Annotated in this window: 8 protein-coding genes; 3 read left to right on the top strand and 5 right to left on the bottom strand. The window is 60.0% G+C overall.

All coding sequences use genetic code 11. From position 1 onward, the window contains the following. Positions 1–6 precede the first annotated feature (6 nt). Positions 7–3,651, top strand: a complete 3,645-nt coding sequence (locus tag ACZZ0A_RS16650) for a transporter substrate-binding domain-containing protein (protein WP_414916818.1) — start codon at positions 7–9, stop codon at positions 3,649–3,651. A 47-nt stretch (positions 3,652–3,698) separates the two neighbouring features. After that, positions 3,699–6,644 (top strand): HD domain-containing phosphohydrolase, encoded by a 2,946-nt coding sequence (locus ACZZ0A_RS16655; protein WP_463543477.1) that lies wholly within the window; start codon positions 3,699–3,701, stop codon positions 6,642–6,644. Here the strand turns inward: ACZZ0A_RS16655 and ACZZ0A_RS16660 are convergent, their stop codons facing one another. Beyond that, complete coding sequence (locus ACZZ0A_RS16660) at positions 6,645–7,127, bottom strand: GAF domain-containing protein (RefSeq protein ID WP_007908634.1); 483 nt, start codon at positions 7,125–7,127, stop codon at positions 6,645–6,647. Next, positions 7,124–8,014, bottom strand: coding sequence for an ATP-binding protein (locus tag ACZZ0A_RS16665; RefSeq protein ID WP_007908631.1), 891 nt, complete (start codon positions 8,012–8,014; stop codon positions 7,124–7,126). The genes ACZZ0A_RS16660 and ACZZ0A_RS16665 overlap by 4 nt, the downstream gene beginning before the upstream one ends. A gap of 166 nt (positions 8,015–8,180) precedes the next feature. Between ACZZ0A_RS16665 and ACZZ0A_RS16670 the strand changes: the two genes are divergently transcribed. Next, entirely contained in the window at positions 8,181–10,502 is a 2,322-nt protein-coding gene (locus ACZZ0A_RS16670) for a hybrid sensor histidine kinase/response regulator (RefSeq protein WP_463543478.1), read from the top strand. Here ACZZ0A_RS16670 and ACZZ0A_RS16675 read toward each other — a convergent pair. From ACZZ0A_RS16675 to msrB, 3 genes are all read right to left on the bottom strand, one after another. After that, the gene (locus ACZZ0A_RS16675) at positions 10,486–10,947 is read right to left on the bottom strand and encodes a MarR family winged helix-turn-helix transcriptional regulator (RefSeq protein ID WP_447786561.1); all 462 of its coding nucleotides are present in this window, start codon (positions 10,945–10,947) and stop codon (positions 10,486–10,488) included. The two genes, ACZZ0A_RS16670 and ACZZ0A_RS16675, sit on opposite strands and share 17 nt — an antisense overlap. Then, positions 10,944–11,429: a glutathione peroxidase gene (locus ACZZ0A_RS16680; protein ID WP_123375531.1), complete on the bottom strand. Its 486-nt coding sequence runs from the start codon at positions 11,427–11,429 to the stop codon at positions 10,944–10,946. Before ACZZ0A_RS16680 ends, ACZZ0A_RS16675 begins: the two co-directional genes overlap by 4 nt. Before the next feature lie 109 nt (positions 11,430–11,538). Then, positions 11,539–11,934: a peptide-methionine (R)-S-oxide reductase MsrB gene (gene msrB, locus ACZZ0A_RS16685; RefSeq protein ID WP_007908622.1), complete on the bottom strand. Its 396-nt coding sequence runs from the start codon at positions 11,932–11,934 to the stop codon at positions 11,539–11,541. Positions 11,935–12,119 lie beyond the last annotated feature (185 nt).

The following is a 12,119-nucleotide window of genomic DNA, read 5'->3' on the forward strand; positions in this document are numbered from 1 at the left end:
GCCCGCATGCCCAGCCGTTTGAAGGACTATTTAATTGCGTTGAGTGCAGGTCTTTACCTGAGCGCCAACGTGTTCGCCATGCCCGGCGGTTCACCGGACTATGCCTTGCTAAGCAGGTCGGCAAACGAGCCGGTATCGATCACGTTCGATAAGTCCCAGCGGCAATGGATGCTTGCGCGTAGCGAACTGGTTCTGGGCACTTCGGCGCCTGACTACCCGCCGTTTGACATGACGGTCAGTGGCAAGGATTACGAAGGGCTGACAGCTGACTACGCCGGACTCCTTGGCCAGGCCACCGGTCTGCCTGTCCGGGTGCAGCGCTTTCCATCCCGGGATGCGGCGATTCGGGCACTGGTCGATGGCCAGGTCGACCTGCTGGGTACCGCGAACGGGTTCGAAGCGAGCAATGCCAACCTGGCGCTGTCGACCCCCTATGCCATTGACCTGCCGGTGCTGGTCACCCGCGAAGACGAAACCCGCTCACTCACCGAAGGCCTGGCCGGGCTGCGCCTGAGCATGGTCTATCACTATTTGCCGTTACCCGAAGTCAAGGCGCTGTATCCCAAGGCGCTCATTACCTGCTACCCCTCCTACCAGAACGCGATCAACGCCGTCGCGTTTGACCAGGCCGATGTGTTTCTCGGCGATACCCTGTCGACGCATTACATGATCAACAAGGGTTACCTGAACAATGTGCGCATGGCCAATTTCGGCAAGCAGGAAGCCCAGGGGTTCAGCTTCGCCGTGCGCCGCAACAACCCACAATTGCTCGACATCGTCGACACCGTGCTCAAGGCAGTGCCTGCCAGCGAACGCGACAATATTGCCAAGCGCTGGAGCGCCGGCAGCGACCTGTTGCTCACCGACCGGAAAATGCAACTGACCCAGCGCGAAGAAGTGTGGCTCAAACAGCATCCGGTGGTCAGCGTGGTCGTCAATGAAGCGTTCGCGCCCCTGACATTCTTTGACAACGACGGCAATTTTCGCGGCATCAGTGCCGACCTGCTCGAACTGATCCGCCTGCGCACCGGCCTGCGTTTCGAGATCCGGCGCAGCCGCAACGACGCGGAAATGATCCAGCAGATAGACCACCATCAAGCCGATCTGATTGCAGCATTGTTGCCGACAGCGGAGCGCGAAAAAACCCTCAATTTCAGTCGTCCCTATCTGGAAAATTCCTACGTTCTGCTGACCCGCAAGAGTGCCGACGGCCCGACCAACCTGGGCCAGCTCAAAGGCAAACAACTGGCGATTGCCCAAGGCAATCCGATGGTCGAATACCTGCGCCGAGAGTATCCGCGCATCCAGTTGATCGAAACCGCGGATACCTTCAGCGCGGTATCGCTGCTCGCTGAAGGACATGTCGACGGCGCGGTGAACTCACTGGTGATTGCCAACTACTTCATTTCTTCGCGGATCTTCAATCAGGCATTACAAATCACCACCACCATCGGCACCGGCCAGGCTGCGTTTTCGCTGGCAACCGCCCGGGACAACACGGAACTGGCGTCGATCATCAACAAAGCGTTGTTGAGCATCGCCCCCGATGAGCTGGGCGTGATCAATGGCCGCTGGCGCGGTTACTCCACGGCATCGCAGAACATCTGGCATAACTACCAGCGCCTGTTCTACCAAGTGATCGTCGGCGCTTGCCTGTTACTGCTGCTGCTTCTGGCCTGGAACGCCTATATGCGTCACCAGATCAAACAACGTCAGGCCGCCGAGCGCGCGCTGAACGACCAGTTCGAATTCATGCGTTCACTGGTCGATGGCACACCGCATCCGATTTATGTCCGCGACCGCCAAGGCCTGCTGCAAAGCTGCAATGAAAGCTACCTCGAAGCGTTCAATGCCAAACGCGAAGACGTCATCGGCAAAAGCGTCATTGAGGGCACCTTGAGCAACGCCTTCGAAGCTCAGGCTTTTCAGGCCGATTACCAACGCGTCGTCGCCGAAGGCACGCCGATGGTGGTCGACCGGCCTTTGCACATCGGTAACCGACGCCTGACGATCTATCACTGGATACTGCCGTACCGTGACTCCAGCGGCGACGTGAAAGGCATCATCGGCGGTTGGATCGACATCAGCGAACGCCGTCAGTTATTCGAAGAGTTGCGTACGGCCAAAGAACAGGCAGATGAGGCCAACCGGGCAAAAAGCACGTTTCTGGCGACCATGAGTCACGAAATCCGCACGCCAATGAATGCCGTGATCGGCATGCTTGAACTGACACTCAAACGTATGGATCAACAGCATCCGGATCGCTCATCAATCGACACGGCTTATCATTCGGCCAACGATCTGCTGGGTTTGATCGGCGATATTCTCGACATCGCACGGATCGAATCCGGGCGTCTGAGTCTTTGCCCGGAACGGGTCAATCTGGTCGATACCGTGGCGTCTGTGGCAAGAATCTTCGAAGGCCTCGCCCGGCAGAAAAACCTCACCCTGCAAGTCATCTTCAATCCACCGGACCTGGCAATCGATGTGCATCTGGACCCCCTGCGTTTCAAACAGGTGCTGTCGAATCTGGTGAGCAATGCCATCAAATTCACCGAGCAGGGGCATGTGCGGATTACCCTGGACCTCATGAACACCGAGGTGCCGGCCCGTGCCTTGATGCAACTGACCGTACAGGACACTGGCGTCGGTATCAGTGCCGAGGACCAGCAGCGCTTGTTCGAACCATTTGCCCAGGCGGAAAACAGCAGTCAACAAGGTAGAAGCGGGGCAGGCCTGGGACTGGTGATCAGTCGCAACCTCTGCGAAATGATGGGCGGGCAACTGCAATTGAACAGTCAGCCGGGCATCGGCACTCAGGTATGTATCTCCCTGGCGCTGGAAACCTTGCCGATACAGCTGAGCACAGTGAAAAGTGAAGCGGCGATCAAGACATCGCAAACGCCCCTGCGTGTGCTCGTGGTAGATGACCATCCGGCGAATCGATTGTTGATGTGTCAGCAACTGGAGTTTCTCGGACATCACTTCAGCATTGCCGAGAACGGCTGCAGTGGCCTGGCACTGTGGAGGGCGGGCCATTTCGACCTGGTGATCGTCGACTGCAACATGCCGTTGATGAATGGCTACGAATTGACTCGCGCCATTCGCCAGCATGAACTCCAGGCACGCTGCCCGCCCTGCACTGTGCTGGGCTTTACGGCCAATGCACAGCCGGAGGAAATCCAGCGTTGCAAACAGGCCGGCATGAACGATTGCCTGTTCAAGCCCTTGAGCCTGAGCCTGCTCAGCCAGTGGGTCGATGGCATCACGCCGACGTGTGCACCACCGGCCTTCAACCTGCAAAACATGAACATGCTGACCGGTGGCAACCCTGCTCAAGCCCGCCGTTTGCTGGCCGAGTTGCTCAAAAGCAGCCGTCTCGATCGTCAGGAACTGCTCGCGCTGTCGCCTGAACATGATCGCGCGGCGCTGGCGGTGGTCGCTCACAAGATCAAGGGCGCCGCGCGTATCGCTCAGGCATCACGCGTGATCGAGTGCTGCGACGCCCTTGAGCAAGCCTGCGCCGAGGCCTTGTCGACAGACGAGATCGCTCGCCGTTGCGAAGCGAGCAACCGGGCGATGCTCGATCTCGAGCACGCCTTGCAGCAGCAATTGACGGTGTCGGATCAAAGCACAATGAGCCTGCCTTAACTATGCTTGGCGCTGAGCAGTGAGTTAACCATCATGGAGAGCCCGAAATGCCCAGCCCACTGCGCCCGGAGCAACGCCGGTTTCCGCTGCATGTGCACATCAGCGTCATGTTCACCTTCCTGTTGCTGCTTACAGGAATCGTGCTGGGCCTGTTCAATTACCACCAGACCACGCAGATCATCCTCTCGAGCAGCGAAAAACTGTTCGAACGGATCGAACAGGACGTGCGCCTGGACATGGCGGCCACCTATCAGCCGATCCGCCATTTGCTGAGTTTGCTGGCGGACAACCCCGCCACTCAGGCTGCGCGCCTTGAACAACGCATGCCCCTGCTCCGCCCCTTCAGCCAGTCGCTCACCGACAATCCCAACCTGGCGTCGCTGTACCTGGGTTATGCCAATGGCGACTTCTTCATGGTCCGTCCACTGCGCAGCGCAGCACTGAAAACGCTGCTCAAGGCCCCTGAAGCGGCGGCGTATCAGGTCTGGAGCATCGAGCATGACCCGCAGGGCGCGATGCACTCGCAATCGCTGTTTTTCGATCAGGCACTGACCCCGATAAGCCGTCAGGACAACCCAGGCGACCGCTACGATCCGCGCAGCCGTGCCTGGTTCAACGATGCCCGTCAACAAGAGGAACAGATCACCACCGAGCCCTACGTGTTTTTCTCCACTCACAATGTCGGCACGACCTTGGCCCGGCGCAGCGGCGAGAACGCCGTGATTGGCGCGGACCTGACGCTGGTCGCCCTGTCCGCCGCGCTGAGTAAACATGTCGTCACCCCCTCCACCGAGATTGCCCTGTTCGACGCCGAGGGCAACGCCGTGGCCTACCCCGACAGCGAGCGCCTGATTGTCGACGGCAGCACGGCCTCTCTGGCCAAAGCGGCGGACCTGAGTCCGGGCTTGCATACGCTGTTGTCCGGCGCAGCCAAGGGCAATCGCGTGGAAGCGGAGGGGCGCCACTGGATCGTCGCCCGCAGCAGCATTCAAGAGGGTGGCCCGAAAGGTTTGCAATTGGCGTTACTGGTGCCGGAAGACGAGTTACTGGTCGATGCCTACCGTTTGCGCTGGCAAGGCGCGCTGGTCACCCTGGCGACCCTGCTGCTATGCCTGCCGCTGGGCTGGGTGATTTCGCGGATTCTGGTCAAGCCGTTGCACGCGCTGGTCAAGGAAGCAGACGCCATCCGCAGTTTCGATTTCAATTTTCCGTTGGCACGCCGCTCGCCGGTGCTTGAAGTCGACCAGTTGAGTGTGTCGATGGCACGAATGAAAGACACCCTGGCGAGTTTCTTCCAGATCACCGACACCCTGGGCGCCGAAACCCGCTTTGCCCCCCTGCTGCACCGGGTGCTGTTTGAAACGGTGCAGATTGCTCAGGCGCAGGCAGGGCTGATCTATCTGCGTGAAAGCGACAGCAGCCGCATGGAGCCTTACGGCCTGGTCATAGATGGCACGCCACAGACCCTGGAGGCGTTCGACATCCAGGGCCACGACCTGCAGCAGAGCAACGGCCCGGCGTGGTTCAGACAATTGGTCAGCGCCAACAACGTGGTGAGCAACTTCGGCTTTGATCAGGCCGGCGACTTGCAGAAGGTCCTGCTGGCAATGCAATCGCCGCGCATCCATCTGATCGGCATCCGCCTGCACAACCGCCACGACGAAACCATCGGCCTGCTGATTCTGCTGGTGAGCGACAGCGGCACCGCAGCCGATCTGGAAAAACTGCGCCCTGATCGCATCGCTTTTTTGCAGGCTGTGTCCGGCGCGGCGGCGGTGAGCATCGAGAGCCAGCGTCTGCAAGCCCGTCAGAAACAACTTCTCGACGCCTTTATTCAATTACTCGCCGGTGCCATCGACGCCAAGAGTCCGTATACCGGCGGGCATTGTCAGCGCGTGCCGGAGCTGACACTGATGCTTGCCCAGGCCGCAGCAGCCAGTCAGGCGCCGGCCTTCAGCGCCTATCAACCCAGCGAAGATGAATGGGAAGCCCTGCACATTGCCGCGTGGCTGCACGACTGCGGCAAGGTCACGACGCCGGAATACGTGGTCGACAAGGCCACCAAACTGGAAACCATCAACGACCGCATCCACGAGATCCGCACACGTTTCGAAGTGCTCAAGCGTGATGCCTGGATCAGCTATTGGCAGGCGCGCGCCCTGGGCGGCGATGAGACCGCATTGGCCGAACTGCGCGACGCCACGCTGACGGCGCTCGACGACGATTTTGCCTTTGTCGCGCGCTGCAACCTAGGCAGTGAAGCGATGGCCGAAGCAGATCTGCAGCGCCTTGATCATCTCGGCCGACGCACCTGGATGCGTACCCTTGATGACCGGTTGGGTGTGTCCTGGGAGGAGAATCGGCGTCAGTCGCGCACGCCGGCACCGAGCTTGCCGGTCAGTGAAAAGCTTTTGGCGGACAAGCCCGAGCACCTGCTCGAACGCGACCCGAACGAGTTGATTCCCGAAGACAATCCATGGGGCTTCAAGCTGGATGTGCCGCGCTACAAATACAATCGCGGCGAGCTGTATAACCTGAGCATCAGCCGCGGCACCCTGACCCGCGAAGAGCGTTACGTGATCAATCACCACATGGTGCAGACAATCATGATGCTCAGCCACCTGCCCTTCCCCGGCCACCTCGACAGCATTGCCGAGATCGCCGGCGGTCATCATGAAAAAATGGACGGCACCGGTTACCCGAAACGCCTGAAGCGTGAGGACATGAGCCTGCCGGCGCGGATGATGGCGATTGCCGATATCTTCGAGGCGCTGACCGCAGCCGATCGCCCGTACAAGAAAGCGAAAACCTTGAGTGAGGCGTTGGCGATCATGGCCACCATGTGCCGCGAAGCACACATCGATGCCCAGCTGTTTGGTTTGTTCATCAACGATGGCGTGTACATGCAGTACGCCGTGCGTTTTCTCGATCCCGCGCAGATCGACAACGTGGATCCGGCCAGCCTGCTGCACAAGGCTGGCCTCACCGCGTGATCAGCAGTCGGTCAGACGCAGGAAAATCGCCGCCAGTTGCTCGATACCGGCCTGATCCTGCGCACCGAAACGCGCCAGTTTCGGGCTGTCGAGGTCAAGTACACCGATCAGGCGACCGTCCTTGACCAGCGGCACGACCAGCTCACTGTTCGACGCGCTGTCGCAGGCGATATGCCCCGGGAACGCGTGCACATCTTCAACGCGCTGGGTTTGCCGAGTCGCTGCCGCCGCACCACACACGCCACGACCGAACGGAATGCGTACGCAAGCGATCTGCCCCTGAAACGGGCCGAGCACCAGCTCTTCGTTACGGTTGAGGTAAAAACCCGCCCAGTTCAGATCATCGAGCTGGTTGAACAGGAACGCCGAAAACTGCGCGGCGTTGGCGATGAAATCGCGCTCGTCCGCCAGCAGCGATTCCAGTTGTGCGGCCAACATGCCATAGCCTTCGAGGCCTTGGCCGCTTTGTTGCAAATCAATCATGCCTTGTGCTCCAACAATTTCAGTCCCACCCAGTAACGGGCGAATTGGTACGCGCAACGTCCATTGCGATTACCGCGGCCGGTGGCCCAACGCACGGCAAGGATGTCCAGTTCTTCGTCGCGCTGCCAGCTCAGGCCGGCCTTGGCCGCCAACTGGCCGATCCAATGCTCGACGACGTTGAGGAAGTGTTCTTGAGTAAACGGGTAGAACGACAGCCACAGACCGAAACGGTCCGACAGCGCGATCTTGTCTTCCACTGCTTCGCTGGGATGCAGTTCGCCGTCGACGCGTTTCCAGTTTTCGTTGTCGCTTTCCTTCTCCGGCACCAGATGGCGACGGTTGGAAGTGGCGTACAGCAAGACGTTGTCCGGGGCCTGCTCAAGCGAACCATCGAGCACGCTTTTGAGCACGCGATAATCGCCTTCACCGGATTCGAACGACAAGTCATCGCAAAACAACACGAAACGTTGCGGCAGTTTGCCGATCTGCTCGACCACCCGCGGCAGATCCGCCAGATGATCGCGCTCGATCTCGATCAAGCGCAGACCCGCGGCGGCGTGTTCCGCCAGCAAGGCTCGCACCAGCGACGACTTGCCAGTGCCGCGCGAGCCCCACAGCAGCGCATGGTTGGCCGGCATGCCATCGAGAAATTGCTGGGTGTTGCGCCCCAGTTGTTCGAGCTGACGGTCAACACCGATCAGGTCGGACAGGCGCATGTCGAGGCTGACTTCCAGCGGCAACAAGTAGCCGCTGCGCCCGTCGCGCTGCCAGCGCGCCGCCAGACAAGTGCCCCAGTCGATCACCGGCCGTGGTGCCGGCAACAACGGTTCGATCCGCGCCAGAACCGACTCGGCGCGTTCAAGAAAAGCATTCAATCGGGAATCCACGTCTTCTCCTCGGGCACATTCACAGTGATGATGACGATCCAGCGGCGACACACAGATAAAAATCACCCTACCAAGCCTTGTTACAAGGCGATTCGGGAACCTCGGTATCCATACATGATCGACTATGCTTGAGCAGCGAAGGGAAACGGAAGTGGTTCAACACCCCATGGATATCAAATTCACCCACCGGCTGTCATACAAGCAAGCCAGGCTTACTGTGCTGGTCGGGTTCATTCTGGGCACGCTGCTCAGCCTGCTGCAAATCGGCATCGATTATGCCAGTGAAGACGCCTCCATCAACCGTGAAATCCTGTCTTTGCTGGAAATCAGCCATAACCCGGCCTCAAGGATTGCCTACAACATCGACGCCGAACTGGCGCAGGAACTGACCCTGGGCCTGTTGCGCTCACCGGCGATCATTTCTGCGCAACTGATCGACAATAACAATACGGTGCTGGCCAGCGTCAAACGCCCGGAACTGCAAAGCGGCTACCGGGTGATCAGCGACTTCCTGTTTGGCGCCAAGCGCCAGTTCGAGGATCGTCTGTATCTGGATCACCTGCCCAACGAATCGCTGGGGGTCTTGAGCCTCGAGGTCGACACCTATGCCTTCGGCAGCCGTTTTCTGCGCCGGGCCGAGGTGACCCTGCTCAATGGGTTCGCGCGCAGCCTGATTCTCACCGGCATCCTCTTGGCGCTGTTCTACGTGATGCTGACCAAACCGCTGGTGCGGGTGATCCGCGAACTCAGTGGGCGCGACCCGCGCAGCGCCGAACCGACTACGCTGGAATGTCCGTCCGGCCACGGCAACGATGAAATCGGCGTGCTGGTCAAAGTCGCCAATCAGCAATTCGAGAACATTGCCACCGAGATTCAACAGCGGCGCAACGCCGAAAACCGCCTGACCGACTACCTCGGGCAACTGGAAAACATCGTCTCGGCGCGCACCGCCGAACTCAAGGCGATCAACGCGCGGCTCAGCCAGTCCAATCAGGAACTCGAAGTCGCCCGCAGCACCGCCCTGGAAATGGCCGAAGCCCGCTCGGCATTCCTCGCCAACATGAGCCACGAGATCCGCACGCCACTCAACGGCCTGCTGGGGATGATTGCGCTGTCACTCGACGGCCCGTTGAATGCCGAGCAACAGCAACAGCTGTCGATCGCCCACGATTCGGGCAAGGTGCTGGTCGAGTTGCTCAACGATATCCTCGACCTGTCGAAATTCGATGCCGGGCAACTGGAGCTTGAGCACATCCCGTTCGATCTTGGCTCGTTGATCGAAGATACCGCCAACCTGCTATCGCAGAACGCGGCGCCAAGCGTCGAGCTGACCTGCCTGATCAATCCGCACTTCCCGGCGCTGGTGCTGGGCGATCCGACCCGCGTGCGGCAGATCGTCAGCAACCTGCTGTCCAACGCGCTGAAATTCACCCGCTTCGGCAGGGTAGACGTGCGCTTGTCGACCTACCAGGATGGCGTGCGCATCGAGGTCTGCGACACCGGCATCGGTATCGCCCAGGACGCGCAGCTGAAAATCTTCCAGCCGTTCACGCAGGCAGGCGCCGGCATCACTCGCCAGTACGGCGGCACCGGCCTGGGACTGGCGCTGACCTACAACCTCTGCGAAGCGATGCAGGGGCGCCTGACCATCAGCTCCGAGACCGGTTTTGGCAGTCAGTTCTGTGCCGAGTTGCCTCTGCCGTGTCATACCCGCGCGCTTGCCCCGGCGCCACTGCACGGGAAAGTCCTCGCCATCACTGCGGCCAGCAGCGGTCTGGCGGAACTGTTGCAGAGCCTGCTGCCGGTCTGGGGGCTTGCGTATGAGCAGCGCACCATCGATGACTCACTGTTGGGCCTGACCCCGGACGTGGTGATTACCGATTGCCCTGAGTGCCTTTTCGGCTTGCGCCCGACGCTCGTTGCGCCGATTTTGCTGGTGACCGCCTACGGCAGCTTTCTGCCGAGCGAAGAAGCGGCTGCGCTCGCGCCTCTGCAACAACAGGCGCGGCCGTTGGCGCGCAACGCGCTTTACCAGAACCTGCGCCGCACCCTGCAACCGGACGTCGTTGCCATTAACGATGCGCAGCTCGAAACCGCTCCCTCGGTGCGGCGCGGGCGGGTGTTGCTGGTCGAAGACAACCCGGTCAATCAGTTGGTGGCCAAAGGCATGCTCGGCAAACTGGGCTGCGAGGTCATCGTCGCTGCCCATGGTGCCGAAGCGCTCGATCAGTTGGAGTATCACGAATTCGATCTGGTGCTGATGGACTGCAACATGCCGGTGATGGACGGCTACGAAGCCAGCCGGCAGATCCGTCAAAGCGGGCGCTGGCCGCACCTGCCTATCGTCGCCCTGACTGCCAACGCCATGTCCGAGGAACGCGAGCGCTGCCGTGCGGCCGGTATGAGCGACTATCTGGCCAAGCCGTTCCGCCGTGAAGAACTCGCGGCCCTGCTCGATCAGTGGATCCCGACTACGACAGCGCTTTGATCTGCCCCAACAAGTGATCGAGGCCGTCACGCAGGTCGTTGAGGCGGTCCAGATCGACCCCGCTGTCGCACAGCAACCGGGCCTTGAGCGGCCCGACCTGTTCGCGCAACGCTTGGCCGGCCGGTGTCAGGCTCAGGTGGACTTCCCGTTCATCACGCGTGGAACGCTGGCGCTGCACCCACTGCAACTGCTGCAGACGCTTGAGCAACGGCGTCAGCGTGCCCGAGTCCAGTGCCAGGCGCTCGCCCAAGGCCTTGACGGTCGGTTGCTCCGGCGCGGCGTCCTGCCATTCCCACAACACCAGCATCGCAAGATATTGCGGGTAGGTCAGACCGAGCTGATCGAGCATCGGCTTGTAGGCACGAATTACCGCTCGGGAGGCGGCGTACAACTTGAAGCACAACTGGCTGTCGAGCTTCAGCGAATCGACCGGCAGGCTGTTCATTTGAGCAAGGCTTCGATCTCGCCGCTCAGCTCCTGCGGCTTGGTGGTCGGGGCAAAACGCTTGACCAGTTTTCCGTCCTTGCCAATCAGGAACTTGGTGAAGTTCCACTTGATGCCCTGGGAGCCAAGCAGACCCGGCGCGCGTTTTTTCAGTTGCACGAATAGCGGATGCGCGTCGGCACCGTTAACTTCGATTTTCTTGAACAGAGGGAAGCTGACACCGAAGTTCAGCTCACAGAATTCACTGATCGCCCCTTCGTTGCCTGGCTCCTGCTTGCCGAACTGATTGCACGGGAAGCCCAAAACCACCAGCCCCTGATCCTTGTAGGTCTGCCACAGCTCTTCGAGGCCTTTGTACTGTGGGGTGAAACCGCATTTGCTCGCAGTGTTGACCACTAAAACCGCTTTGCCAGCGAAATCGGCCAGGGTCTTTTGCTCACCCTTGATGGTGGTGCACGGGATGTTCAGCAGGTTGTCGCTCATGGCACTGGGCTCCGCAGACAGTCAGGAAAGACCAAACATAGCGAGCAATTAAATTGTGTGCAATTTAATTATCGAATAACAAGGCGACCCGAAGGTCGCCTTCAATCGTTTAAGCGCGCGGTTCGAGGTTCAGACACACCGAGTTGATGCAATACCGCAGGCCGGTCGGCGGCGGGCCGTCGGGAAACACATGACCCAGATGCGCATCGCAGCGCGCGCACTTCACTTCCGTGCGGATCATGCCGTGCGTGGTATCACGGATTTCGGTCATCGCGCTTTCGCCAATCGGCGCGTAGAAGCTCGGCCAGCCGCAGCCGGAATCGAATTTGGTCTTGGAGTCGAACAACGGCTCGTTGCAGCAAACGCAGTGATAAACGCCGTCGGTTTTGGTCGCGTTGTATTTGCCGGAGAACGGTCGCTCAGTGGCACTGAGGCGGCAAACCTCGTACTGCTGCGGGTCGAGCATGGCTTTCCATTCTTCCAGGGTTTTTTCCAACTTTTCCATCATCACACCTCAGCGGCTGAAAAAGCCCGATCTGTACCTTTTCCACGGATCGGGCGGCACGTATGATTGCGCCTCGTCACGCACCAGTCTGGCAGCCAGACCGGGCGCATTCAAACGGATTATGGGAGCCACGGCTCAAGACGTCCGCCTGTGTGAAAACACAGGAATCCCAGCACGGTTGTCCA

Source organism: Pseudomonas sp. AC242, from assembly GCF_979258655.1.

Coding starts and splice junctions, on each gene's coding strand:
- ACZZ0A_RS16660 (WP_007908634.1), bottom strand. CDS start 7,127: ATGATTGATTTGCAACAAAGCGGCCAAGGCCTCGAAGGCTATGGCATG.
- ACZZ0A_RS16670 (WP_463543478.1), top strand. CDS start 8,181: ATGGATATCAAATTCACCCACCGGCTGTCATACAAGCAAGCCAGGCTT.
- ACZZ0A_RS16675 (WP_447786561.1), bottom strand. CDS start 10,947: ATGAACAGCCTGCCGGTCGATTCGCTGAAGCTCGACAGCCAGTTGTGC.
- ACZZ0A_RS16650 (WP_414916818.1), top strand. CDS start 7: ATGCCCAGCCGTTTGAAGGACTATTTAATTGCGTTGAGTGCAGGTCTT.
- ACZZ0A_RS16655 (WP_463543477.1), top strand. CDS start 3,699: ATGCCCAGCCCACTGCGCCCGGAGCAACGCCGGTTTCCGCTGCATGTG.
- ACZZ0A_RS16680 (WP_123375531.1), bottom strand. CDS start 11,429: ATGAGCGACAACCTGCTGAACATCCCGTGCACCACCATCAAGGGTGAG.
- msrB (WP_007908622.1), bottom strand. CDS start 11,934: ATGGAAAAGTTGGAAAAAACCCTGGAAGAATGGAAAGCCATGCTCGAC.